Annotated in this window: 31 protein-coding genes; 23 read left to right on the top strand and 8 right to left on the bottom strand. The window is 38.6% G+C overall.

What is annotated here, in order from left to right:
- Positions 1-78 precede the first annotated feature (78 nt).
- The gene (locus HUO09_RS05710) at positions 79-1,125 is read left to right on the top strand and encodes a ParA family protein (protein WP_188233304.1); all 1,047 of its coding nucleotides are present in this window, start codon (positions 79-81) and stop codon (positions 1,123-1,125) included.
- Between the two features lie 557 nt (positions 1,126-1,682).
- On the opposite strand, the gene HUO09_RS05705 is transcribed toward HUO09_RS05710, so the two are convergent.
- From HUO09_RS05705 to HUO09_RS05680, 6 genes are all read right to left on the bottom strand, one after another.
- Entirely contained in the window at positions 1,683-1,895 is a 213-nt protein-coding gene (locus HUO09_RS05705; RefSeq protein WP_188233303.1) for an AlpA family transcriptional regulator, read from the bottom strand.
- A gap of 11 nt (positions 1,896-1,906) precedes the next feature.
- Entirely contained in the window at positions 1,907-2,134 is a 228-nt protein-coding gene (locus HUO09_RS05700) for a hypothetical protein (RefSeq protein ID WP_167410663.1), read from the bottom strand.
- 2 nt (positions 2,135-2,136) lie between these two features.
- The gene (locus HUO09_RS05695) at positions 2,137-2,313 is read right to left on the bottom strand and encodes a hypothetical protein (protein WP_188233302.1); all 177 of its coding nucleotides are present in this window, start codon (positions 2,311-2,313) and stop codon (positions 2,137-2,139) included.
- A 376-nt stretch (positions 2,314-2,689) separates the two neighbouring features.
- Positions 2,690-3,217 (bottom strand): siphovirus Gp157 family protein, encoded by a 528-nt coding sequence (locus HUO09_RS05690; protein ID WP_188233301.1) that lies wholly within the window; start codon positions 3,215-3,217, stop codon positions 2,690-2,692.
- On the bottom strand, positions 3,210-6,158 hold the full coding sequence (locus HUO09_RS05685) for a hypothetical protein (protein WP_188233300.1): 2,949 nt from the start codon (positions 6,156-6,158) through the stop codon (positions 3,210-3,212). The genes HUO09_RS05690 and HUO09_RS05685 overlap by 8 nt, the downstream gene beginning before the upstream one ends.
- A gap of 10 nt (positions 6,159-6,168) precedes the next feature.
- Positions 6,169-6,348: a hypothetical protein gene (locus tag HUO09_RS05680; protein ID WP_167410659.1), complete on the bottom strand. Its 180-nt coding sequence runs from the start codon at positions 6,346-6,348 to the stop codon at positions 6,169-6,171.
- 211 nt (positions 6,349-6,559) lie between these two features.
- Between HUO09_RS05680 and HUO09_RS05675 the strand changes: the two genes are divergently transcribed.
- Positions 6,560-6,844 (top strand): hypothetical protein, encoded by a 285-nt coding sequence (locus tag HUO09_RS05675; protein ID WP_188233299.1) that lies wholly within the window; start codon positions 6,560-6,562, stop codon positions 6,842-6,844.
- A gap of 27 nt (positions 6,845-6,871) precedes the next feature.
- Positions 6,872-7,567 carry a hypothetical protein gene (locus tag HUO09_RS05670; RefSeq protein WP_188233298.1) on the top strand — a complete coding sequence of 232 codons (696 nt, stop codon included), beginning with the start codon at positions 6,872-6,874 and terminating at the stop codon, positions 7,565-7,567.
- 506 nt (positions 7,568-8,073) lie between these two features.
- On the opposite strand, the gene HUO09_RS05665 is transcribed toward HUO09_RS05670, so the two are convergent.
- The gene (locus HUO09_RS05665) at positions 8,074-8,706 is read right to left on the bottom strand and encodes a LexA family transcriptional regulator (protein ID WP_223159331.1); all 633 of its coding nucleotides are present in this window, start codon (positions 8,704-8,706) and stop codon (positions 8,074-8,076) included.
- Between the two features lie 141 nt (positions 8,707-8,847).
- Here HUO09_RS05665 and HUO09_RS05660 point away from each other — a divergent pair, with 141 nt between their 5' ends.
- The 20 genes from HUO09_RS05660 to HUO09_RS05560 all read left to right on the top strand — a co-directional run bounded on the left by HUO09_RS05660 (position 8,848) and on the right by HUO09_RS05560 (position 22,562).
- Positions 8,848-9,084 (top strand): helix-turn-helix transcriptional regulator, encoded by a 237-nt coding sequence (locus HUO09_RS05660; RefSeq protein WP_188233296.1) that lies wholly within the window; start codon positions 8,848-8,850, stop codon positions 9,082-9,084.
- 19 nt (positions 9,085-9,103) lie between these two features.
- The gene (locus HUO09_RS05655; RefSeq protein WP_167410654.1) at positions 9,104-9,565 is read left to right on the top strand and encodes a YmfL family putative regulatory protein; all 462 of its coding nucleotides are present in this window, start codon (positions 9,104-9,106) and stop codon (positions 9,563-9,565) included.
- Positions 9,566-9,616: 51 nt separating this feature from the next.
- On the top strand, positions 9,617-10,603 hold the full coding sequence (locus tag HUO09_RS05650; RefSeq protein WP_188233295.1) for a helix-turn-helix domain-containing protein: 987 nt from the start codon (positions 9,617-9,619) through the stop codon (positions 10,601-10,603).
- Positions 10,604-10,687: 84 nt separating this feature from the next.
- Positions 10,688-10,969: a hypothetical protein gene (locus tag HUO09_RS05645; protein ID WP_167410652.1), complete on the top strand. Its 282-nt coding sequence runs from the start codon at positions 10,688-10,690 to the stop codon at positions 10,967-10,969.
- A complete protein-coding gene (locus HUO09_RS05640; RefSeq protein ID WP_188233294.1) occupies positions 10,962-11,603 on the top strand; it encodes a DUF1367 family protein in 642 nt (213 codons plus the stop codon). The genes HUO09_RS05645 and HUO09_RS05640 overlap by 8 nt, the downstream gene beginning before the upstream one ends.
- On the top strand, positions 11,600-12,010 hold the full coding sequence (locus HUO09_RS05635; RefSeq protein ID WP_188233293.1) for a recombination protein NinG: 411 nt from the start codon (positions 11,600-11,602) through the stop codon (positions 12,008-12,010). The genes HUO09_RS05640 and HUO09_RS05635 overlap by 4 nt, the downstream gene beginning before the upstream one ends.
- Complete coding sequence (locus HUO09_RS05630) at positions 11,997-12,485, top strand: hypothetical protein (protein ID WP_188233292.1); 489 nt, start codon at positions 11,997-11,999, stop codon at positions 12,483-12,485. The genes HUO09_RS05635 and HUO09_RS05630 overlap by 14 nt, the downstream gene beginning before the upstream one ends.
- 58 nt (positions 12,486-12,543) lie before the next feature.
- The gene (locus HUO09_RS05625) at positions 12,544-12,720 is read left to right on the top strand and encodes a hypothetical protein (RefSeq protein ID WP_188233291.1); all 177 of its coding nucleotides are present in this window, start codon (positions 12,544-12,546) and stop codon (positions 12,718-12,720) included.
- A 247-nt stretch (positions 12,721-12,967) separates the two neighbouring features.
- Positions 12,968-13,567: a hypothetical protein gene (locus HUO09_RS05620; RefSeq protein ID WP_188233290.1), complete on the top strand. Its 600-nt coding sequence runs from the start codon at positions 12,968-12,970 to the stop codon at positions 13,565-13,567.
- A gap of 154 nt (positions 13,568-13,721) precedes the next feature.
- Positions 13,722-14,819 carry a DUF2971 domain-containing protein gene (locus tag HUO09_RS05610; protein WP_188233289.1) on the top strand — a complete coding sequence of 366 codons (1,098 nt, stop codon included), beginning with the start codon at positions 13,722-13,724 and terminating at the stop codon, positions 14,817-14,819.
- A gap of 145 nt (positions 14,820-14,964) precedes the next feature.
- Positions 14,965-15,117: a hypothetical protein gene (locus HUO09_RS05605; protein ID WP_223159330.1), complete on the top strand. Its 153-nt coding sequence runs from the start codon at positions 14,965-14,967 to the stop codon at positions 15,115-15,117.
- Between the two features lie 120 nt (positions 15,118-15,237).
- Positions 15,238-16,152 (top strand): hypothetical protein, encoded by a 915-nt coding sequence (locus HUO09_RS05600; protein WP_188233288.1) that lies wholly within the window; start codon positions 15,238-15,240, stop codon positions 16,150-16,152.
- Positions 16,153-16,258: 106 nt separating this feature from the next.
- Entirely contained in the window at positions 16,259-16,786 is a 528-nt protein-coding gene (locus HUO09_RS05595; protein WP_188233287.1) for a hypothetical protein, read from the top strand.
- A 141-nt stretch (positions 16,787-16,927) separates the two neighbouring features.
- Entirely contained in the window at positions 16,928-17,434 is a 507-nt protein-coding gene (locus tag HUO09_RS05590; RefSeq protein WP_188233286.1) for a hypothetical protein, read from the top strand.
- Positions 17,435-17,551: 117 nt separating this feature from the next.
- Positions 17,552-18,436, top strand: coding sequence for a hypothetical protein (locus HUO09_RS05585; protein ID WP_188233285.1), 885 nt, complete (start codon positions 17,552-17,554; stop codon positions 18,434-18,436).
- A 108-nt stretch (positions 18,437-18,544) separates the two neighbouring features.
- Positions 18,545-19,297, top strand: a complete 753-nt coding sequence (locus tag HUO09_RS05580) for a hypothetical protein (protein ID WP_188233284.1) — start codon at positions 18,545-18,547, stop codon at positions 19,295-19,297.
- A 140-nt stretch (positions 19,298-19,437) separates the two neighbouring features.
- Entirely contained in the window at positions 19,438-20,352 is a 915-nt protein-coding gene (locus HUO09_RS05575; RefSeq protein WP_188233283.1) for an HNH endonuclease, read from the top strand.
- 239 nt (positions 20,353-20,591) lie between these two features.
- Entirely contained in the window at positions 20,592-20,975 is a 384-nt protein-coding gene (locus HUO09_RS05570) for a hypothetical protein (protein ID WP_223159329.1), read from the top strand.
- Between the two features lie 27 nt (positions 20,976-21,002).
- Positions 21,003-21,629, top strand: coding sequence for a hypothetical protein (locus tag HUO09_RS05565; protein WP_188233281.1), 627 nt, complete (start codon positions 21,003-21,005; stop codon positions 21,627-21,629).
- A gap of 141 nt (positions 21,630-21,770) precedes the next feature.
- The gene (locus HUO09_RS05560; RefSeq protein WP_188233280.1) at positions 21,771-22,562 is read left to right on the top strand and encodes a hypothetical protein; all 792 of its coding nucleotides are present in this window, start codon (positions 21,771-21,773) and stop codon (positions 22,560-22,562) included.
- A gap of 201 nt (positions 22,563-22,763) precedes the next feature.
- On the opposite strand, the gene HUO09_RS05555 is transcribed toward HUO09_RS05560, so the two are convergent.
- The gene (locus tag HUO09_RS05555; RefSeq protein WP_188233279.1) at positions 22,764-23,096 is read right to left on the bottom strand and encodes a PBPRA1643 family SWIM/SEC-C metal-binding motif protein; all 333 of its coding nucleotides are present in this window, start codon (positions 23,094-23,096) and stop codon (positions 22,764-22,766) included.
- Between the last annotated feature and the right edge of the window lie 15 nt (positions 23,097-23,111).

Genomic DNA, 23,111 nt, shown 5'->3' with positions numbered 1-23,111 from the left:
TTTTTTCTACGATTATGTATTCATATGTACTCCAAGCTATCATTTTTATAGCAATAACTCTGTTTAAAAGAGGTTAACATGTCAGCGCCAAAAATTATTAATATAGTAAGTGGTAAAGGTGGTACAGGTAAGACACTGTTAACGGCTGTATTGGCTGATTTGTTGGGGAACGAAAACCATTCTACGCTCATTGTTGATTTGGATGTGTTTGTTCGAGGGTTAACCTCTCTGTTGTACTATCACAAAAAAGAAAGACTTGAATTAATTGAAGAAGATGAAATTGCTATAGCTGACTTCTTTATTGATAAAGGCGATTTAGAAGTATCGGGTGCTAGTAAAGTCGCGATAGCAAGGTACCGCTCATTTGATGTAGCTCCATCTGTGTCCCGTGTTGACGAAATATTAAAATTTACTGATTTAATGCCTGATACCAAGAGTGAAGCAATTAGTTTGTTAAATACTCTATTAAGTAAGTTTACAAAGCAGTATGACTTTATTCTATTGGATAGTCGTGCAGGGTATGATGAACTGGTCGCAGCAAGTCATTTTATTAGTGATGTAACTATTTGTGTTGAAGAGGAAGATAGTATTTCTAAGATAACATCAGATAATCTAATCAATCAGTTGAAAGAGGACTCGGATAATTTAATTTTCAGATTGTGTAACAAGACTCGTTCTGAAAATGAAAATTTTGATCAGGGAGTTTCATCAGGTGTTGATTATATTGGTGGTGTTCCATTTGATATGGATGTAATGCGAAGTTTTGGGACAAAGTATTTTTGGGATGATATTAGCCGAACAATTTACAAAAGTGCTATTGCTAAATCGTGGAATAGGCTTTCGAATAAGTTAGGTTGGAATACTACAGTAGATGATTTCAGGCCTAAGCCATTTGGTCACGATAAATTAGAGCGCAAACTTCGATTCTTTAATGTAAGGGATAGAATTTTGTTGGTTTATGGTTTGGTAATCGGATTTTCAGGGATTTTGTATCCTCTGATCGATATGTCTTGGTTTGAGTCAATGTTAAATGACTCTGATGGTATAAGGCGCATCACATCTACCTTAACTGGAGCTGCTGGCTTTATTCTGACAGCTTGGGTGCTGCTAAAGAACAAAAAATAAGGATAGCAAACGGTTCGAGTGAGACTGACAACGTATGTTTTCAGTCTCGAACTGTGATAAAAACGGTTGCTGAATTTGAAGACTAGTTTGGAAACTTAAGGGATCTTTCATCTAAAATTTAAACTCAGGTCATCTAATAACGACATAGTTGCTGAGATTTATCAATGCTTGGAGGTTTCACAATATGAGGTGTAGTCCAATTGAATCTGATTAAGCGGGAATATGTCTAAGAAATCACTACTCGAAGATCTACTGTTCGAATTATATGATCTAGTTGACCATTTTGTTTGGTTAGGCGTCGGCATGAGTACACTATTTTCATATTTAACGGTGATTAGCCTTGTATGGGCAGTTGGTGTTAGCTACAACGCTGACGGTGTGCTAGCTAACTATTTGATTGTTTTTTACTATGCTAGGTGGTTAATTCCATTAACACTACTTTTTTTTGCCTATATGTTCATCAGCAAAACATACGTATCTTGGCAAAAAAATAGATGAAGTGTACTAAGAGGTTAATATCAATACTTAGTACACTACCTTCTGTGGTTATTGTTCAATTACATCAACCCATTCTCTCTAAGCCAATCATAAACAGCTTTCCTAGAATACATGCCACGCGCCACAGTAGCTTTAGGGAAGCCGTTATTGGCTTCTTGGCGAGTTAGTGTAGAGCGACTGAAACCAGTGGTTTCTAAGACTTCTCGGGTTGTTATCGTTAAGGGTTCAAGTGTAGTGCCTGTATCTGTGATCATCTGGTTACCTGTATTCATAGTTCACCTCCCTATGATTTAATGAATTGTCGAATGGATTGTTTGAAGCTTTGAGTACCGCGCTCGATTTCTTGTAAGCGGTATATTTCGCGGTTTAGTTCAGTTATTTGATGTTTGAGTTCGGGGATAAGGCGGGCGCATTCCAAAAGTATCTCTCCTTTTTTGTTCGCATTAATGTAGAGTTTTGCCACTTCAATTGCTTGTTCGTCATCTTCGGTTGTTCGTACCGTGAAAGCCATGATTACCCCTTAGAGTTCATTTTTTCGATTTCGATTGTCATGCTCTTGTCTTGTAGGTCAGTTGCGCTACAGCCGTCATCCCATTTCAAACCGCATTTGTCACATCCAATAGTGTTACAAGTGTTTTGGACGACGTTCTTCATGCGTCTGATTAGATCTTCTCTTTGCCGATTACTCATCAAGCTAATCCTCTAGTAAATGGAATTTGGTATCTATTGGGCGTTTCTTAGAATGAGTTACCCTCATGTTTTGGTATCAGTGGTTAACTTCAATAATTATGGTCACCCATATGGCAAAGCTGATTGCTAGATACATTTTGTATTGCCATTGCATAGAAACCTCATTGCTACGTCATAAAGCCTTTCCGGAACAATAAGATTGCCCCAATGGTCAACTTTGGTTATATGGCTGATTTCAGTGGTTGTACTATGGTTAACCCAATATCCCTGAGTAGGGCTTATGGACTTCTGTATTTGATAGTTATGGGCGTATAGGTAGCCCATAAAAGCCTCAACTAAATGAGGCTCTATTTTTAGTGCGACTAATCTCATAAGCCTATTTTCTCAATACGACTTGTTGAGGCTGGGTTTCGTACCATGCAAAATCCAGTTCCTCACCCGCATCAAGAGCCGCTTTAATTGCATCTTCATCAGGAACAAATCGAACCTCACGCTGCAGGAAGCGTTTGGGTAGTTCAGCCTCTTTGTAGCGGAGCTTAGTGGGATTGTTTTTGATGAAGAACGTACCGTACGCACCTTTCATCTTTTCAATCTCCAACATTTTAAAGAGATTTAGCAGTGGGTAGGTCATTCGGCTTCTTTCATCTTTCAGGCTTTTTGAACGGTCAGCGTATGGCTTCGCTAAATCGCTGTAGACCTTCTTTTCGGCTTCAGCTAGATTTGCGTCCAGCTCTAACTTATCCATGAATCTGCGGTAGGCCATCAGCTTGTCATCGATGCTGCATTCAAGACCCGCCAAGTTATCAGCAATGGTTTGTTCATCCCATTTTTCGGCCTTGGCAAGCTCTAGTAGGGCGAAAACCTGTTGATTGATATCATTCATCGATTCTTTAGTGTTAGCCATTTGCTTGCTCCTCTTGAGTGGTGCTTAAGTCTTTGTTGAAATCATCGATAGCGTTTTGGGCTTGAACCGCAATTGCACCAATCGCTTTACTCTTTTTGCGTTTACTATCTTCATCTTGTGTGGGGTAAGCCTCTAATGCCGCAACTGCGAGTTTTTCAAGGCGTTTAATTTCAGCCAGTGAAGGTGAGGTAGAGAACTTGTCGGCATATGACTTGGCTTTGTTGATGGCGAGTTCTGCCGCTTGTCCATCAAACTCAAGCTGTTTAAGTTGACGATTGGCTAGGTTAATTTGCTCTGCTTTGTTAATGATTAAATCACCGTCATAGGTACCGAGATAAACATCAGCGCAGATACCCGTCATTGACATAGCTTTACCCAAAGCATCAGACAGCGATTTCTTTTCTACTTCATCGTCGTGAACGAAGTAACCACCACGGGCTAAATAGAGTTTGCGAGTATCCCCGTATTGCGTGAATGATACTTTCTCGCCTTCGTGCAGATACCAAAACTCAATTTCCAATTTATGGATTTGCTCAAAATACTGAGTTATTTCACCGTTCATAATGATTGGAGCACCAGTATCAATCCATTCTCTTAACACGTTGTAACCCCAACCAACCCCTATAGGTCCCCAAATCTCAGTCGCTTTCATTAAGCGATATTGAGTTTTTATGGAAAGTCGTCCGTTCTGATCTGGTTTAACGTGCTGGAGGTCGGTTTTGAACCCCTGCATCCAGAGCTTCAGATTAGGGTTCTTTTGGTAATCTTCGGGTAAGTCTGCAATTGTGGTGACTTCGACAAGTGGTTCGTTAGCTGGCTCTTGTTCTACGAAATGGCTTGATACAACAGGAACAACGTTATCGCTATCGGTAGGATGCTCATCAGAATCTTGTCGATTCTCTGGTGGAGCTTTTTCTGTTGGTAAACTTTCTGGCTTGGTTGGTAAGGTTTTTGGTTCTTCTGATTCACTTTGGGTGTAATTGGGTTCATTTGTGTGCTCTTCTGGTAAGCTTTTTTTGATATCAAATGTGTGTGAATGCTGAGAAAACCATTCAGAGCCAACTTTGTTCTCTCTCCATTGCTTGAGTGTGTAGATTGCGTCTGTTTGGTTTAGGAACTTACTGTTAATGATCTTTTCAATTTCACTTAATGCACCATGCACTGCATTTGTTAATTGATTATTAACGTTTGGCTTATTCAGTGATTTTGTTATCGCGTAAAAGACACCATTTGGGTTTTCAACTATCCCAATGAATTCGTGATGGTAAAGACGATTCTGAACTTGGGTTATTCCAATGCTGATGTGAGCCTTGAGAGCATCGCCGATATCCATAGTAAGCACTTTCAAACATGGCCACGTTTCAATAGTGGCTCCGGTATCTTCGTTAAATGTGTGAGGGTTTGGCATTTCCTTGAACGAAGAAATCTCAATGAAATCGTTAGAGGATTTCTGTTTCTCACATTGCATTGCCAGTAAGCAAGCGTTAGCTGGTACGAGCAAGTTGTGGGGATTCTTCAACTTGGCAATGGTATCGCACAGTTTGTTGATGTCTGTTTTGTCTGTGATGTTTGGAGCTATGTAATCGTGAGCAGTCATCACCTTATCTTCATCAGTAATTCCAGCTTTCTTTAATCGTTGCTGTACTGCTTTGTAGATAGTGGTGTTTAGCTTTGAAGGTGTTGATGTACATTTGGCAACAAGTTCGTCTATTTGAGGTGACATGTACATTTCATTGCACTTCTGGGTAGTTTCAATCGCTTTGATAAGCTCTTCGATGTTGGTGTGTTCAGTTATGAGATGAGAGATGGCTTCGTAGGTTTGAGAGACTTCAGATTCGTTGGTTTGAGCTGTTGGTCTAGCTTCAAATCGCTTTCGAATAGCTGATTTTATAGGGTCTTCTTGTTCACCCATAACCATGGAATTTTCTTCGAAGTAATCGATGTATTTGCTTTGAGCGAATGCTTTATAGAGAGTGAGTGATGTGTCATAGCTAACTAAATAGTCAGAAATAGCCTGACCAGCGCTTTTAATTGCTTCCCGTTCGGTGATAAATCGTTCGTCACTAAACCTATCAGTACTACCCGCTAAATGCTCGGATTTAGAATTAACCTCAAACCCATATGCAAACCCTTCATCACCAAGATTAGTTGTGGCCATCACCGTATGAATATCATCGGTAATATTCATAACCGCTTTTTTGATGATGGGCTCTAGAACGGAGTCGTTTGCAGCGGCTTTGTTGAACACGCCTTCTAAACGTATTTGGCTGGCTTTAGTCTCGTCAGTGAGCGTTATTGCTAGTTGATTTTCGAGTGTGCCTTCAATTGAAAATCCTGCATAAAAATCGTGTTCTAGCACTGCTGATATGAATGGTTTGTCTTCAGCTGAGCCAAATTCGTCATGGTAATCAAGAAATCGCTCTAAACGACCAATTGCTTTGTCGACAGCATTGTCACGAGTGTTTTCTAATCTATCTTCCGTCATTGGCTCGTATTTTTCAGAATGAGTGCTGGCAAATTTGAAACCGTATGACCATTGGTTGTCTGCCACATTCAAAATGAAGACTTTCGCACCATTAAACTCTTGGCCGTTATTGGTGTATATGAATTGAGAAATTTGAGCACTTTCATGGTTATCATCGTAATAACCCGCATCGTTAAGTGTTGGGTATTCTCCAGATTGATTGTTCTCAGCAGCAAGCTGTTCAGCGTTATATTCTTCTTCAGTTATTTGCTGTAGCTGGGGTGTTTTGTACCAATCGTTATAAGTGAACTCTGAGTTGGCTAACTCTACGTCTCGTTTATCTACCAGTGATCGCACTTCGTTTTTTGCATCAGCCTGTGTCGTCGCCATTATCGAAATAATCAGTGATTGACCTTCTTTTACAGGATGCTTGGAGATTTTTTTCTCACAAGTAGCCAAAAAATATTTGATTGCCATGTAGTGTTCCTTATACGGCTAGTGAGCCTTGGATTTGAATGGAAGAGGATTTATCGAATTGGGTCAGTATTGAAGGTGGGTTATGGAAACCATGCTCACGGCAGTAGTGAGTCAAAAGCTTTCGGTTATTGGGTAACGCTTTTAGTTGCTGCTTTAAATGTTGGAAAGCAGCCGTTGTTAGGGCTTTCATAACAAAACTCCAGATGGATTGGTGGGCGACGGTAGGATTGATGAGAGTAGAATCGTAAAAACTTGTCTATGCGCCGCCATGGTTTGGGGCTGACTTCACAATTAACTCTATAGCCATGTCAGATATTGCTTAAATAGTCACCAACGTGTTTTTTCTACTTACTTGCTGGCTTATTGTTCAATGATTGGACGGTGACACTTGTAGGTTAACTATGTCTGTATATTCAATTGGTTATGAAAAATTATCGAGTTTGGAAGCTAAATCTGTCCTTGCCGAGGTCATGTATGGTTCAAAGGCAATTAGATTTAGTGAAGATTGCTGGTTTTTAGAGAGCCCTCTTTCTAAAAATGAGGTGATAGATACTCTGTGCTATATCACTGAATCAGACGGTCCCTTCTACACGGTTACCAAATTATATTTTGGTGACTGGCTACAAAACTCATACTCACCAGAAGTGATTACTTGGCTTACCAACCCATTAAGAAATTGGTCTTAAAGTTTTGTGGCGTTATTAAGGTGTTGTATGAAAAATGATATTCGTACGTTAATTGAATTACGATTGAATTCGAGTCGTATTAACGTTGCTACATTGTTCAACGGGGAATCATTTAATCGAGAGTTGATAAAGCAGATTTTTCCTATGCTGTCCTTTGAGCTTATGCATGAAGCAGATAGAACTATCCATTCGATGCTTGAAGATGCTGGGGCTGATGCTTGCCGAAAAATTTGTTATTCAGATGCTTATGAAGAATTCATTTCAGATGACTCGAATGCCGAACGATATGAACAAATAGATGATGCGCTGCAAGGCTCAGCAATGAGTCGTGAGCAATGCTATATAGTGCTTAAAGAGATGTTACCTAATGAGCTTGAGCTTCACGAAAAAATAAACCCACGAGGGGAACGTTTTTTGAGGAACATCATTATCTCCTATGTATCTCATGCACTTCTTCATTTATTAATTCAAAATGATGACAGCATTATAATTACATGGGGACCATCTTGTGCTGATGAAGACGTACGTGCGACTCATGGATTATTGTATGGTAAAAATATGCTTTTGAAAGATGCAGTATCTAAGGGTTTTAATGTTGCTTATGGGTGTAAGTGTTGTTCATTAGAATGCAAAACAAACCAAGCCAACCATAGATTACTCAACCAATTAAGGAAACCTTATAAGAAATCATTATTACAAAAGATAAATCAGTTTTTCTTCTAACAATCTGAAATGCCTTCAAGGTCGCTAGTTTAGGCCTTGTCGGTATTCCATAGCTTCGTAGTCTGACCCTCAAAAGCATTTCAGATGACTTTCTTTGAAAGTCATTTATTGTTTCTACCTCACCGCCGAAACTAGGCGGGGCTCACTCATCTTCTCGGGTCATTCACTCAGTTAAACCATTCCAGTAAGTACTATTCCTATTATCTGTAAGCAATAACACCCGGTCGCCGATTCGATGAATAAGGTCTATTTCAGTGAATTTCTGTCCTCCGTCACTGGTACTCGGAGTGATCTAACACATTGCTATGCGGTTAGTCGTTCATGGTTCGTATTGTTAAAGAGCTAGAGTAGAACTCGTTTTGCGCAGCTAATATTACATATTGGAATATTGATGTAAATTACAAAATGGAATATTTTGTAAGAAAAGGAGAGGTATAAGTTTGAGGAATGAATTTAAGGTAATAAAAAACCGCCCTAAGGCGGTTAGTTAGCGATTTTGTATGTGGTTAATAAATAGGCAGTTTTGCATCAACTATTACACCAACTATACGGCAGTTAGCATCTATTGAAATTGTTGGGTAAACGGGATTTAAAGATTTCAGAAATTTTTGTCCCGCATCAACAATTAGTTTTTTGAATGTAACTTCATCTACGTTGGCTAGCTTTGCGATAACCAAAGAACCATTGTTATGATCCTTTTCTGTATCAACCAAAATTAATGTCCCTTCAGGAAAGCTAACTCCGGAAGCTGAAGTCATCGATTCTCCTTCTACTTGCAGCCAGAAGCTCTTCCCGCTAGCTTTTTCCGTAGTAGCTAACCATTTCGATATTTCTTTAGTGCCTGCGTTGCTTGCACTAGTCCAAGTCCAATTACCAGCTTGTACAGCATCTAAAACTGGAAACATTAGCTGAGTGTTAGTTTCAAAATTAATCATAGGGGAATTTGGGGAGCTTGACTCTAAAGGCTCAACATAGCCATCCGAATTCAAAGTCATACGACTCAACCCCACGATTTTCATCATGGTAGCGATTTCTTCGATGCTAGGTTTTCTATTACCGCCAAGCCAATGTGCTATCGCACTTTGGGATTTATCCATCCTTTCCGCAAGGATGCTTTGGGTGATACCTGCATCTTTCATTCTGGATTTAACCAGGTCATTCCAATACATATTCATAGTGTAATTATTACTTATCGTAATTATTTATAAAATCTCCATTGTGTAATAGTTGTTGTAATTCAAAATTCCAATATGTAATAATATTTATCTTATGGAGGTCTTATGACAAATATTAAGCAGGTTCTTAGAACTTTAGGTAAGTCTCAAGATGAATTAGCTAAACAAGTTGGTGTTTCTCAAAGCTCAATTAACCACTACGTCAAAGGTAATCGAAAGCCCAGTTACGAAATGGCATGGAAAATTGTAAAAGAACTAAATTGTTTTGGAGCTTCATGTTCATTTGACGACGTGTTCCCAGATCCACAGCCCAAGCTTATTCCAGCAAAGGATAAACTGTAACTACCACGGAGAAGCCCAAATGGTTGAACAATTTGAGACCTTGAAAGAAGCAATCCTAAAAAGTGAGAAGTTCTTCGTTGGTGGGCGTGCCGAGTTAGCTAGACGAATGGGTATGACCTATGACCAATTCCGTAACCGGCTAGAGGAAAAGAATGGCAACAAGCCATTTGATGCTCAACAACTTGAAGATATTCAGTTCATAACTGGTACTTCTCACGTTGCACAGTATTACGCTAACAAAGCTAATTGCATCTTAATCAAGTCTGTTCCCACAGAGCTTGATTCTGAAGAGCTTTCTGAAATCCAAATAGCTGAAATGGCTGCAATTGGAGAGATGAATGTTGCTATCGCTGATGCTCTAAAAGACGGTGAGATTGATGAGAAAGAAGCTAAGACTATTAGGGATGTCACGATGAAAGCGGTATCCAAGATTCTTAATGGCAAGCTATCGACGATCAGTGTTTATCGCTCTATCAGTTAAGCGCTCTCATTCACTAATAACAAAGATACCAGAATTATGTCGGTAAAAATAATGAGTTTCGTGTGGGACAACATGGAGCTAAAAGGCAATAACAAGTTAGTGATGCTTTGCTTAGCTGACTTTGCTAACGATGAAGGGTATTGCTACCCATCGATTGAGACGATCGCAAGAAAGTCGGGCATTGCTGAGAGCACGACTAAGGGAGTGATTAAACGTCTAGTTGAAGGGGGCTTCCTGCAAAAGAAACAACGTTCCAAGCTAGGTGATAGTGGTCGGAGAGTCGCAACGTCCAATGCGTATTACTTAAATATCGGAAAGGTAATTTCAGGAGCTTTTGAAAGTCTAGATTCTGTATGTTCAAAACTTAGACCTTCAACTAACCCATTGAAAGATAATGAGGGTACAAATTTTGAACGTCCAGATTATGAACGTTCAAAACAGCCAGTTTTGAGGAGCCAGATCACTGATTTTGAACAGCCAGAATCTGGCTACGATCCATCAGTTATAGATCCATTAGTAAAAGATCCATTAAGAGATCTTGTTCCGAGCAATGACGATTTACTCGAAACCGACAAACCGAAACCAGAATTTGAATTACCAACAAATCGAATTGGTGAAGTCTACGCGGTATACACCAACGATATTTTTGATTTTAGAGCGTTGTATCAAGCGGTGGACGTGATGCAAGAATTTAGAAATATGCTTGGCTGGCTAAGAGCAAATCCTTCTCGGCGTAAAACGAAAAGCGGCATGGCAAGATTTATTAATTCTTGGCTTTCGAAGGAGCAAGACCGAGGGCGTAGCGATGCCAGTTCAGTTCCTGCGGTCTCCAAAGCCAGTGATGTTGATATGATCAACAACAACATTCATCTCGCTGAATCCAAAATTTCAGGATTAAAAAGCGATATTCAAAAACGAGCGGATTACCAGAATTCATTTGCGGCAAGTGCAATACAGAGTTTTAAGGATGAAATCTCAGGATTACAGAGTTTTATCAAAGAACAACTCGCTTTGCGTCAAGCGCTGGTGGGGTACTAGATGATTTATTTCTGTCCCAGATTTCTATACTCCGGTTCGAAGAGGTGGGGTATCCCATCAGATCGAATATTCATCGAGCGCAAGTTGCAACGTTTGAACCCTGAAAACCAGAAAGTTGCTAGTGAGCAGTATGAAGAAATTTATAAATTTCACTTCAATCGAGATGAATTTGGTCTAGCAAGAAATAACGCTAACCGAGCTTTGGTTAGGTTTGTGAACGAATATGGCATCACATTGCAAGACTTCCAGAATCTTCAGGCGGCAAACGATGATGCAGATTGGGTTGAATCAGAAATCGAGAAACTGAAAAGACTCCAACGTCTGGCTAAGCCTCGAATCGACTTAGGGGAGAAACGCTATGCGTAGTGTTAAGGCTAAAAAACCAAATGATGAAATAGTTGGAGTGATTACGGCTGGTGGTTTTCTTCAATATGCGACCCCTCTTATGCGAGAAAAAGCGTCTGCAATGAAAGGACGTGTAGTAGCGCTAAAACCTAAATCGAAAGCTGCTGTTCGAGTTCTTGAACATCACAGAAAATTCTTTGCATTGCTGAATCTCGGTTTTCAGTATTGGTCACCAGATGTCAGTTTGATTAGTGGGCCTGAGTATTACATTGCACATGAAACGGCTAAACGTTTTTGCCAGTTGGCTGGACGCTCAGAAATGTACGCTTCGCATGGAGTTGAGATCGCGGAGTTAGTTCTTGCTGACATTAGGAAAAAGCGAGAAGGGCATTGTGACCCAGAAGCATACAAATGTGAGGAAAATTATCGTTATCAAGTGATGATTGAGGCGGGGTTTTTCGACTTAGAGTTTCTTCCTAATGGTGGGACAGTTAAGCGCCCTTGGTCGATTGCATTCGACAATATGGATCAAGAGCATTTCGAGAAGATTTACAAAGGCTGTTTTAACGTTATTTGGAACAAATCTCTTTCCCAAGTTTTCAATGACGAACTGGAAATGCAGAACGCAGTTTATCAACATATGGAGTTCGCATGAGAAACCGAAATCGCTCTTATCGTTTAGAACAAGCTCAAGTGCAATTCAATCGCTTTATTCGTTTACGAGATGCTGGTAAGCCTTGTATCAGCTGTGGTCGACATGTTGAGTATGGTCAGTTGGATGCAGGGCATTATCGTTCAATCGGTGCGGCTCCCGAGCTTCGCTTTGATGAAGATAATTGCCATGGCCAGTGTCGTGAGTGCAACGGTTATAAGTCTGCTAACAAGTCCGAATACAGAAACTGTCTTATCGAAAAAATGGGGCTGAGACGCCTCGAAGTTGTTGAGTCTTATCATCCACCACAGCATTGGACTGCTGAAGAAATTCATCAAATCGAAAAATCGTACAAAGTAAAAGCCGATGTTATGAGTTCTCACTGGGAGTATTACTATGAATCAGCATAGCGCATTGGAAAAAATCGGTAGAGCAGGGCTGAAGACAGTTCGCTTTGATACTGGCGTTGGTGGTATCCCTGAATACACACAAATGGATTTTGCTCATGCATTAACTGGGTTAAGCAAGGAAGCGACTGCATGGGCTATGTACGCTTATTCAAACACTGAAGATGAAAAGTCTTTGTCGTTCCTAACTTCTCGTTTAGCGAAAATCATTGCTCGTAAATTTCCAGAGTTGCCGTCTAAGTCGCTTGTTGGCCTAGTTAAAGTTACCTTACGGGAGTGTCTGATGTATGCACCAGAAGATACGAAGCGTAAAGGGTGCTCAGTCACTCTGCGTTGTACTGTAATGAATATTTCTCGTGATACCTATTATCGTAAGTCCACGACTATTCGCTCCGCGGTTGATACGGTGGTGCAAGTTATTCGATGTTGGGAAAAGCAGATTGGTGAGAGAGTCGGAGAAAAATTGACCTATTCTTGATGAGAGTTGGGAGTTACCTAGGTACAGTGACGTTTTCTCATTGATTTATTGAGGTTTTATGAGTATTTGGGCTTTATGTGTGTATGTTATTGTGGCTATTTATGTGTGGGGTGTAGCAGAACGTTTAGGTCATAACGGATTTGGCTACTTTGTGTTGTCTATCATTGGTACCCCGATTGTTGCCCTACTTGGACTGATTGCTTTAGGACGATATATCAAACCTTATCAAAATTAACTCCTAATAACTGATACCTGTGTTGATTCCTTTGAGCATGGGTATTAGGCCAAATTCATTTCCTTCCTTTCTCCACTCTTAATCTGACCGTCTCCTCATTTTGAAATGAAAAATCAAGTAAGTACTCGAACTTCCACAGTAATTTATGTGGTTACATTACAGTATGTTGGAAGTTAGCTCAGTTTATATTGAACCGTCAGGGTGGAGAGGTTCAATGTAACAACCGTTAGGTGATGAAGGAGGAAAAATGAACAAAAATAGGTTCATAAACGATGTTATTAAACCATGGGAAGAATTAAATCTACTTCTTGTAAAGCAGTTTGCATTTCAACCAGACTTATCGGATGTAACTCGTTTAGCAGGGGGGATCTCTATAGCATTACGTCACCAAGTGGATTTTTCAGAGTTAAGTGACCGACAAACGAATGAAATGTGTTTCTCACAAAACTTAATCGTGGATGCAGGTGATTATTACAAACATGGTGAGCTGCGAAACACGAGTAGAAATTGCCCTATGGTCGTGGTTTCAAACTTTGAATACAAAGATAATGAGTTCGCTTTTCTTCGAAATACTGTTCTTATAGAGCATTATACCCATGGAAGCTATGACTTTATGAAAGAGTCTTTAAAAGCTATTCAGTTCTGGATTCAACAGCACGGCTACGAAATTACATGGCAAAGTGAAATAAAGTTCGCTCCAAGATGTTTCCAACATGAAGCTATGTTGAAGTTTGACCCTAAATATTGTTTCGAGATGTCTAGTACTAGAATTCAGTTCTTCAAAGAGAATAATGCCGGGGCCCTAGAGCCATATAGCCCAGAAGAAGTCCGGTTTGCCGTATACTAATTCACCTAACAAACTGTTCAAGAGGGATTTGCAACGCGTGGCATTTTCAGTATGCGTTAGTTTTAGTGTTTAAGGTGGTATGCGTCATCATCTGTATTGCGTTGCTCACCACTTTAGCGGGCGTTAACTTTATTTGGGGTAATTAAAAAAATTTATGCATTTATTTAAATATTATAGACCTGATTTTTATTTTGAGAAGTCTCTTAGATATGATGAGATTTTCTTTGCATCCAACGAACAGCTCAATGATCCACATGACCTCATCATAAGGCCGTATTTTGGTAGTAGTGTTGAGGCTTGGAGAGGTATTTTAAAAAGTAGTGAACCTTACGATACTTGGAATATGGCAAGGATAGTTGATATTGAGAATAGTGAATTAATTGAAGCAATAAATGACGAGTTTGAGGGTACGAAGGTTGATGATAGTTCGAGCCTTATTTCTGCAATAGATGCTAAAAAAGAAAACTTGGTTAATATTTTTGTACAATACCTTCTTGAAGATAGGGATGATTTATACACTGACTCTAAATCTGCTAGTTCAATGTGCGTGCATTTTCTCAAGGAGAAAATGATTAGAGGGTGGGATAAGCGATATCACAGCTGCTCTTTTTCTAAAGATCCTCTGGATCCTCAGATGTGGGCTCATTATGGAGGTGGATTCCGAGGGTGTGTTTTGATTTATAAAACTCTTCCGAATTGCTCACTCAATCTTCGACCGAATATTTTGCTAAACGAGGTACAAAAATTCAGGTTTGAAGAAGTGAATTATGAAGATAAGGAAAAAGTAATAGATATATTAGATATTGACACTAGACCTAATCTCATTGAGAGCAACTTGCTTAATAAAAGCTTATTTTGGTCATATGAGAAAGAAATGAGACTTTTATTAAGTGAAAGCTTTGGTTCTCTCAGGGTTTCTTCGACATCCCTAATGCCTGTGAGTAACAAAAGTAAGATTTTTCATCATGCTCCTGATGTAATAAAGGGGGTTATATTTGGCTCTAATTGCTCAGAGAGTTACAAAGAGAAAGTAACTTCAATGTTAGCTGAAAAATATTCGTTCTTCTTACCTGTAGGGACTCCTGCATTTTTAACCTTTGATTCTGAACTAACTAGTGCTGGAAAAGTAGAAATAGAATCAGGGAGTAAGTGTATTATTCACGAATCAGGTTCGAATCAGGTGATTAAGCAAATATTGAAAGGCGAGGCACTTGAAAGTATTCTGAATGAGTTAGGTATCAATAGATGCTGAAAAGTTAACAAAGCGTTTAAGACAGATTCGCAACGCGTGGCATTTTCGGTTTGATTCAGCTTAAGTGTTTACAGCTCAATAGATTAGGTTGGGTGGTTAGTGTTGCTCACTACTTAAGGCGGAGTTAGAGTGATAAGGAAAAGGTATGTTCAGCGACAATGATAATAATAATGTTAATTCAACTATAAACGCGGTTACTGGTTTAGTTGAGGCTGTTCCTGTATATGAAGATGCAATACAACCAGCAGCTAAAGAAATAGGCAAGGCATTAGGCACGTTACAAAAACTGTTAACCTAGCTCTTTCTCCTGTATCGGATATGGTGCCTCCTGTGTAAATAAGTGCTACGTAAGTGTGTTAGATCCTCGGGAGCGGAAGTCCATGTCATTCGTTAGCTTTCTTAGAGAAGAGGTGTAGAATTGAATGTAATTAATTTGCAACAGGCGATAAAAGCGTCATTATATGAAAGAGTTAGTTCTCCATTTTTTGGATGTTTTGTTATATCTTGGTGTATAATTAACTATGGAATGGTCGCTCGAGTTTTATTTGGTGAATATGACATTGAGAGTAAAATTAATATAATTTCTAATGCCTCTTCAAATTATTTTTCATTTGTAGGCAAGCCTTTGTTATTCTCAGTATTATTTATAATATTTAATCCCCTATTATCTATATTGGTTTTTTATTGGCAAGAGCTTGTCAGAGACAAAAAGAGAGATATAAAAAATCGTATTGAAAAGGGCACTATGGTTAAACTAGATGACTATAAGAAGTTAGAAGGAGAATATAGCGATAAATTATCATCATACAATTCAAAAATTGTTTCCTATGATAGAAAAATCGAAGACCTAAATGCAAAAAATATTGAAATTATTAGTGATTATAATAATCTTCATAGTGAGCATGAAAGCCTAAAAAAAAGAGTTATAGGTTATTCTAAGCTTAAGCAGGAACATGAAGAGTTCAAAATTAACCATTCGGAACTAGAGCTAGAACTTAATAAAAGGATTAAAAAGGTAGAGGAATTAGAAGAAATCAATAATGTATTAAATAAACAACTGGAAAATGTAGATATTTATTTTATACATACTGGTCAAAAATTAGATGACAAAATGATTATTTTAGATATCCCTCACTTAAAAGAGCACTCAATAGGTCGTTTAGTACATGAAATAAAAGAACTAGGTTTCTTTCCAATCTTTGACGGTGATGCTAGAGCTATTAAATTAATGATTCCTTTTTATGTAGATACAACGAAGGTGGAAGAGTTATCAGACAAATATAGGGCTGAATCAAGTTACGAAGCTAGCAATGTGCTCAAGATGGATTACTAAGGCTTGGCGGTTTCGGCTCAAGTTGGCTAGTGTGTTTACGGTGGTTATTTTGAGTTTAGTGGTGTTTGCAGCCACTTAGCTTAGAGTTATGTGATTCGGAGGAAATGTGGAAATACCAAAGAGAAATGACCCATCAGATTTCGAATGTGAACCTTTTGAAGATTATTTTGCTCGCTTTCCTCAGGAGTTAAATCATATCCCTGAGGACGTAGTTAAAAACTGGATGTGGTATCACAATGAGCAGGTTGTGGAATTTTCGCAGTTATATGATTTTACAAAGTGGAAATTTTCACTTGAAGATTTTGATAACGATAAAATTATGGAAATTCAGCATTTTGAATATGACCTGAAGTTGTTAGATGGCAAAGGTCAGGAGTTTCTAAAAGGGTGTTTAAATGAACACGATACTGCAAAGTTTATGTTTGAAAATGGTACTTCACCATGCCCAATGATTGTTACGAAAGATGCAGGAAATCATATCCACCATCAACGTGAAGAGGGCAATCTCATGCTTGAACCCTATCATCTGATTGAGGGAAACCGTAGGCTTGCTTATCTTCGTGCGATGATCGGGAAACCATTTCCAAGATTGAAAGAATCTCACAAAGTGTGGGTTGTCGAAATCGAGGAATAAATCATGTAACAAACGCTTTAAGACGGATTCGCAACGCTCGGCAGTTTGGGTTTGATTTGGTTTTTGTGTTTACGGTGTAATGGATGAGTATTGTGGTGCGTTGCTCACCACTTAAGGGGGTGTTATGCCACAGGAGGAAAATTGGAAACTTTATCAATTGTCGAAATATGGAAGTATTTACGTTGGTTACCGAAACTTATTCTGAGAAAAGTTTTCTCAAAGCAACGTTTAGCAGATCTCATATATATTGATGTACAAGCTCGTCACACATCTGTCGAGGTTAATCTTGGAAAAATAGCGGAGCATCGAATTTACTTTAGGATTATCAATATGTCTCCTTTTGATGTTGAACTTGATAGAGCAGAGATTGAGTTTAATTGTGCTGGTACTTCTTTAAAAGTTAAGCATATCAAGACACAAAGCTTTAAAGCTGGAGAGATTGGTTCGCTTTATATAACTGATGAAATTAGCTCAGCAAAGGCAAATCAGATTGCTAAATTTCACAAAAGTAACGGTTCACGAATCGCCTTTCATGGTGAATTTAAATGCGCTTTACATGATTTTCCTAAAGAACTTCATAATTTGGAAGGCATTAATGTCAGGTATATAAATGCACATATGCGTGCAAATGTCGAGCAAATGGCTTAACAAACGGTTCAAGAGGGACAACCAACGCTTGGCGGTTTTAGTGGTTAAGGCGGCTATTTTGGGTTTAGTGTAAAGCGTGTTAGCCCCTTAACCGGGCGTTATGCGCTAGGAGGAAAATTGGAAGCTGATTTGCATAAAATGAGAGTGGGAAAAGATAAAGCAGAAAAATATGTACTCCAAGTTTGGAGAGATCTTAACCTGCCTAAAATTCAGAAAAAGCACCTGTATCGAGAGGTGAAAGTTAGCCAGCAACAAGCTGAACCTTTTACTATAGATCTCAAAAGTGAAATTGATTGTGTTCGTAAAAATGGCAAGGCAAAAGCCTTGCAACAAATGCTAGATCTCAATGATCGCTTTCTCAGTTCACCAATCTCCATTGCAATAATGGGCGATGAGACGGGAATGAAGTTTGATCTGGGTTCTCAGTATGCAAACTATTCCGAAAGCGTAAAATTCCCCGGGGGAATTGAGTCTCCAGAAATATCTTTTGCTGATGATATTACGCATTATCGAAAAGAGGCATACAAGGCAATTCTTGCTAACGATTTTTCCGGTTTGACAAGAGCTTATCGCTCCTACCTTCAATGTGCAGTCTCCCTAGTTGATTGTTTTTTGCATAAGTATACATTTCACGTAAATACGTTGGTTTCTAACTCAGATGAGTATACAAATATAGTGACCTTAAACTCTCAAGCTCCTCTTGAAGACCGACTTGATGCATGGGTCACAACGTTTGCTGCTCATAAGCAGAAAGAATTTAAATCATCAAAATATCGTTCTAAGTTCATTGAGCTCAAAGGGAAGAGAAATGGGATAGTACACCCAACATGTCCTATGTATAGCTACAGTGTTAAAGAGATGGTCAAGTTCTTAAACTATGCCCCAGATGCAATAGGTGGTTTACTAGCTCAATTACGTTCTTTTGCTGAAACAACTGAAAATATTGGCTTCATACAACAGATGAAATCGGAACCTCTTATACAACTAAAAAAACGAGCATAGCAAAGTATTTAAGAGTGATTCGCAACGTTTGGCAGTTTCGCTTCGCTTAAGTATAGCCAAACGCCGCTCACACTTTAATGCGGCGCTAGAGTTTTCGAGGAATTATAATTGTCTACCGATATTGAAAAAGTACAAAAAGCTCTGGGAGAACCAGTTACAGCTGAATTAAGTGATTATGCTAGAAAAATTCGTAACAACCTTATGATGCTGAGTGTTGTTATTATTGCATTAACTCTTGGAGGGCTTGAGTTAGACACGTCATCAAGTATTGTCGGATTAAAGTTTAAAAATCTAGATAGTCGCTCTATGTTTCTAGGGCTTCTAGCTATTAACGCTTATATGCTTGTTCACTTTATTTGGGTAAGTATTGATGCATTTCAAGAGTGGGGGTTACGTGTTAGCGGAACAAAGCTCGCTTTTATCACAACTGCAAAACTTTCCTCTGAATATGGCGATTATCCGAGTGACCCACGACAATCAAGTCTTTATCAATGGTGGACGGAGCAAGCTAATTCAATAGGTTCAATATCGGAACCACTGGATACACTTAATAAAAAATTAGAAACTTTAGAAAACGATGTAAGAAATGGATTAGAAGAGAAAGGTGAACACCCGACTAATATTGCCAACTCATGTGCATCAATTAGTCGTCTAAGTAAGAGTATCCATGATCTACAACGAAGCATTAGAGTAGCTGAAGAAACTATTAGCTCTCAACGTATTCCAGTGTCACTTGAAAGGTATGATTCTCGGTTCAAACTTTTTTTGAAAACACAAAACTTACGGTGGCTAGTTTTAGAGTTAGGATTGCCAATTTTAATGGGGTTCATAGCTATCGTGCTACTAATTAAACAACTCTAACAATAAATTTAAGAGTGATTCCCCACGCTTGGCATCTTTGGGTTGGGTTTAGTTCCGTGTTTACCGTGTCCAAATTGAGTGTTGTGGTTGCGTGGCTCACACCGTAACATGGTGTTAGGCTACAAGGTAGGAGGTAAAGTTTGACTTGTATTATATGTCTTGGTGAACACAAAATATCAGACGACAACCCGTTAACAGATGAACATATAATTCCAGAGTTTATTGGCGGAAACCTTGTAGTTAAGAACGTTTGCAAAACTTGTAATTGTAACTTCGGAAGTGGTTTTGAAGGGCGTCTAGCTAATAATTTCTATTTTAAACTCGCTCGGCAAGTGCATGATATTAAGGGTAAGCAATTATCCGCTCCTAATGCATTTACTGGCGTGTATGAACATGAAACTTTAGGTAAAGTAAGGGTCGATAATGAAAACAAAATGATTATTTTCCCTGAAATTAATATTGACCAAAAAGAATCTAACTTCAGCATATCTCTAAAAATAGATAAGTATGAAAAGCCTCAAGCTAAGAAAGCGTTACGAAAAAAACTAGAACGTTACTTCAAAAATCAAGGCAAGTCCCCTTCAAAAGCACAACTAGATAAAATGGAAGCCTATTTTTGGGATAATGCAACTGTCACAAATCGTTCGATAGAAACGCCTAAATTTACAGGTAACTTCGTATGGGATGTTAATGATCATAATTTGCTGCATTTAAAAATAGCTTATGAACTATTGGTCTATCATTTTGGCCAAGAGTATCTAGAAGATCACGTTGCCAACCTAATTCGACTTAGCCTGAAAAATCAGCAGCTCTCAAGTGACGTAAGCTTTACTAATCAGCTTGAACTGGATGAGCTAACATCACTATTTGACGATAAGAACCATTGGGTTTACATCGTTCGAAATTTCTGTGTGGTTAGTGTATTTGGTCAACTGTCTTCAGTAATATATACAGGATCAAATTCGGGTTTCTACGAGCCTCAAGGTATTGTCTATAAGTTTGATATAGAGTCAGGGCAACATGAAAAAATGTCGCTTCTTGCGCTCATGAAGTAGCCTAACAATTCAAAGGGACAAAAACACGCGGCATTTTGGGTTCAGTTTGTTTTTGGGATTCCGGCTAGTTCGGTTGAGTTAATGGGCTTGGTTTTTCCCTTTAGTTGGGCGTTATGTGGATAGGAGAGTTTGTGGTTATAAGTAGGCTCGAAATATTGAGAGAAGCTGTTAGGTTTAGGCAGCTAATTCAGTTTTGTGACCCAGACAAAATAAAATTAGTGACTGAAGATTTTCCGGTAATGAATTGTAAGCTGACGTCAATGATCCTTGTTTATCATTTCCTCAATCTCTATCCAGAACTGGAAATTAAAGGTATTGGAGGCTCTCGTACTGATAATGGCTTAATCACGCATTATTGGATAGAAATTGATGAAGTTGCTGTTGATATCACGGGGGATCAATACAACCTAATCGATGCCAATGAATTAGACGACGTTCTGATTGCTCTTCGACCATACTCACCAATACATGTTGCCAAGGTAGAAGATAGCTTTCTGTACGATGTTTTTGAAATATCGTATGTTGATACCTTTACTTCAGGTCTTCCGGGTATAAGTGAGCCTTTCATTGAACGTTTGGAACTCTCATATATCCAACTGACCTCAGTTGAAAAATGCACATAACAACTGTTAGTAATAAATAGGAAACTTATGGATACAATAGTAAAGTTTGGAATCTTTTTTCTAGGTGCATTATTTTCAATCTTACTGGTTCCTCGAATTGAACAGAAGAAGGCTGATTTTCAGCGAAAAGAACGTTATCAAGAGCTGATGGCAGAATTAGACGATATTCAAAAAGTGCTATGTGATCATTTAAGTACACACTTTCAATTTCTCTGTAATATCCGCACAGCGCACGAGTTAGCTCAATCAGGTAGATTGCCTGTACCTATGCCAACTGCTATCGATGTTGACATACTTGTTGATTTATACAAACAATCGGCTTTAATCCTTACATCTTCTCAACGAGTTGCAATTAAACGTATTCCTAATAGTGTTCATGAAATTATACGTCAATCTCAGAGTTCGGTTGACTCGGTAGTTAATGAAAAAAGATATTGTATTCAGTCGGTAAAAAATACGATTAAGTTATCCTGTCGATTAGTTTATGAAATAAATGCAATCCGTCATGAACAAGAGAGGTTTGTCTCTCTAGACGATCTCGATTCAAACTTTGCAACAATCAGAATTCTTAAAAGTGAAGGATTTACTGACGAGCAAATTGAAACTTCAAAAATTAAAGAAACTGGTTTTGAAAATATAGGTGTAAAAATTTAGTACTAACAAACGCTTCAAGACGGATTCGCAACGCTCGGCGGTTTTGGTTTGAATTGGCTTATGTGTTTAAGGTGTAATAATTAAGTGCCATGTTAGTGTTGCTCACCACTTAAACGGGCCTTATATTCTCAAGAGGAAAAAATGACAGACAGGGTCGACTATATATTAAGGCTAGAGGAACAAGTCGAAGATGGTTGTAAAGTGAATCCAGCGCTATCCAGAGCCTTAATAGGTTGTTTGAATACAAGAGAAACATCAGAACTTTTGATTTATTCGATTGAACATGACCTTGTTGTTAGAGATTTGGTTAACAGGAAAATACACTTTGATCTGTCTGGCGGAAAAAAATATTGTTATGAAGAGCTAGCCAGTAAAATACTTGAAATAACGAAAAGTGCTCGATATCAGGTTGCGTTGAGCTCCGTAATGACTCTAAGTGTTATTCTTCCATACCTAAAGATCGAGACACAACTAGAGATTTTAGTTGTTTTAGCTCTATCTAAATGGAAGCTGTTTCGTAAGAGAGCATACAAGTTTATTAAAAAATACTATAAGCAAGAATATCAAGGTATTCTAATTGCTGCGCGTAATAAATTTGAAGACCACGAAGTTTGTGACATCATAATCGAAAACTTTGAATCCGAAATATTAATTGAAGAGCGCCATTTTCTAGCCGATTCATGTTCGCATGATAGTTATATATCTAAGTTGTATACAAAAATTGGTGAAACTGCCCCTGAATTAGTTGCAGAACTACTTGAATATGACTCTTGTTCATACTGTTATACGCTGTACAAATTGGGGTGGTCGTTAGAATCGGAAATAACCACTGAAACTCTAACTGAAAATACTAAGGATTTAGAGTTTCTCATCTGGTGTCTAGGCCGGTTAGGTGAGTGGGAGCGTATCATAGATATTTATGAACTCCGTTAAAAACGTATATAACAAACGCTTTAAGACGGATTCGCAATGCTTGGCGGTGGTTTGAATTGGCTTTTGTGCTTACGGTGTAATAGTTGAGTTAAAGTGGTTACGTTGCTTACTACTTGACGCTGCGTTATGTGCCTAGTGTGAGAATTAGCCCTAGTATACAAAAACCGTCAGAAGACGGCTTTTAATGGAATTATCGAGAGTTTAAGCACAGCACTTTTTGTACTTTTTGCCGCTTCCGCAAATGCACGGATCATTACGGTTTGGTGTTTTCTCGTAGGTGATCGTTTTAGGTTTGCTTAATAGAGTATCAAGCTCAATAGTGTTCTCTGGTTGTTTTGAGTCTATGACAATATGAGCCATTATAGAGTGCTCAGAAAGCAATGCTTCGATCTCTGCTTTACGGGCTTCGGTTGGAACGACAACATTGATAGGAGATTCTTCAGTGCCTGCTTTTACATCACGCTTTACGTTATAGCCCGAAATAACGTGGTTTTGTCTAGCATCGATTCGACCTTTGAAAAATAGTTTGGACATTTGAAACTCACTGCT

The organism is Vibrio sp. Y2-5, assembly GCF_014596725.1.
Lineage (GTDB): Bacteria > Pseudomonadota > Gammaproteobacteria > Enterobacterales > Vibrionaceae > Vibrio.
The sequence above is the reverse complement of the archived record's forward strand: the minus strand, read 5'-3'. Positions and strand labels throughout refer to the sequence as shown.

What these genes read in the sequence shown, in the direction of transcription:
- HUO09_RS05695 (WP_188233302.1), bottom strand. Translation starts at nt 2,313, where the DNA reads ATGAGTAATCGGCAAAGAGAAGATCTAATCAGACGCATGAAGAACGTC.
- HUO09_RS05665 (WP_223159331.1), bottom strand. Translation starts at nt 8,706, where the DNA reads ATGAAAGATGCAGGTATCACCCAAAGCATCCTTGCGGAAAGGATGGAT.
- HUO09_RS05675 (WP_188233299.1), top strand. Translation starts at nt 6,560, where the DNA reads ATGTCTGTATATTCAATTGGTTATGAAAAATTATCGAGTTTGGAAGCT.
- HUO09_RS05570 (WP_223159329.1), top strand. Translation starts at nt 20,592, where the DNA reads ATGAATTGTAAGCTGACGTCAATGATCCTTGTTTATCATTTCCTCAAT.
- HUO09_RS05670 (WP_188233298.1), top strand. Translation starts at nt 6,872, where the DNA reads ATGAAAAATGATATTCGTACGTTAATTGAATTACGATTGAATTCGAGT.
- HUO09_RS05690 (WP_188233301.1), bottom strand. Translation starts at nt 3,217, where the DNA reads ATGGCTAACACTAAAGAATCGATGAATGATATCAATCAACAGGTTTTC.
- HUO09_RS05655 (WP_167410654.1), top strand. Translation starts at nt 9,104, where the DNA reads ATGGTTGAACAATTTGAGACCTTGAAAGAAGCAATCCTAAAAAGTGAG.
- HUO09_RS05630 (WP_188233292.1), top strand. Translation starts at nt 11,997, where the DNA reads ATGAATCAGCATAGCGCATTGGAAAAAATCGGTAGAGCAGGGCTGAAG.
- HUO09_RS05565 (WP_188233281.1), top strand. Translation starts at nt 21,003, where the DNA reads ATGGATACAATAGTAAAGTTTGGAATCTTTTTTCTAGGTGCATTATTT.
- HUO09_RS05625 (WP_188233291.1), top strand. Translation starts at nt 12,544, where the DNA reads ATGAGTATTTGGGCTTTATGTGTGTATGTTATTGTGGCTATTTATGTG.
- HUO09_RS05700 (WP_167410663.1), bottom strand. Translation starts at nt 2,134, where the DNA reads ATGGCTTTCACGGTACGAACAACCGAAGATGACGAACAAGCAATTGAA.
- HUO09_RS05635 (WP_188233293.1), top strand. Translation starts at nt 11,600, where the DNA reads ATGAGAAACCGAAATCGCTCTTATCGTTTAGAACAAGCTCAAGTGCAA.
- HUO09_RS05680 (WP_167410659.1), bottom strand. Translation starts at nt 6,348, where the DNA reads ATGAAAGCCCTAACAACGGCTGCTTTCCAACATTTAAAGCAGCAACTA.
- HUO09_RS05555 (WP_188233279.1), bottom strand. Translation starts at nt 23,096, where the DNA reads ATGTCCAAACTATTTTTCAAAGGTCGAATCGATGCTAGACAAAACCAC.
- HUO09_RS05650 (WP_188233295.1), top strand. Translation starts at nt 9,617, where the DNA reads ATGAGTTTCGTGTGGGACAACATGGAGCTAAAAGGCAATAACAAGTTA.
- HUO09_RS05605 (WP_223159330.1), top strand. Translation starts at nt 14,965, where the DNA reads ATGTTCAGCGACAATGATAATAATAATGTTAATTCAACTATAAACGCG.
- HUO09_RS05610 (WP_188233289.1), top strand. Translation starts at nt 13,722, where the DNA reads ATGCATTTATTTAAATATTATAGACCTGATTTTTATTTTGAGAAGTCT.
- HUO09_RS05685 (WP_188233300.1), bottom strand. Translation starts at nt 6,158, where the DNA reads ATGGCAATCAAATATTTTTTGGCTACTTGTGAGAAAAAAATCTCCAAG.
- HUO09_RS05705 (WP_188233303.1), bottom strand. Translation starts at nt 1,895, where the DNA reads ATGAATACAGGTAACCAGATGATCACAGATACAGGCACTACACTTGAA.
- HUO09_RS05660 (WP_188233296.1), top strand. Translation starts at nt 8,848, where the DNA reads ATGACAAATATTAAGCAGGTTCTTAGAACTTTAGGTAAGTCTCAAGAT.
- HUO09_RS05640 (WP_188233294.1), top strand. Translation starts at nt 10,962, where the DNA reads ATGCGTAGTGTTAAGGCTAAAAAACCAAATGATGAAATAGTTGGAGTG.
- HUO09_RS05560 (WP_188233280.1), top strand. Translation starts at nt 21,771, where the DNA reads ATGACAGACAGGGTCGACTATATATTAAGGCTAGAGGAACAAGTCGAA.
- HUO09_RS05620 (WP_188233290.1), top strand. Translation starts at nt 12,968, where the DNA reads ATGAACAAAAATAGGTTCATAAACGATGTTATTAAACCATGGGAAGAA.
- HUO09_RS05710 (WP_188233304.1), top strand. Translation starts at nt 79, where the DNA reads ATGTCAGCGCCAAAAATTATTAATATAGTAAGTGGTAAAGGTGGTACA.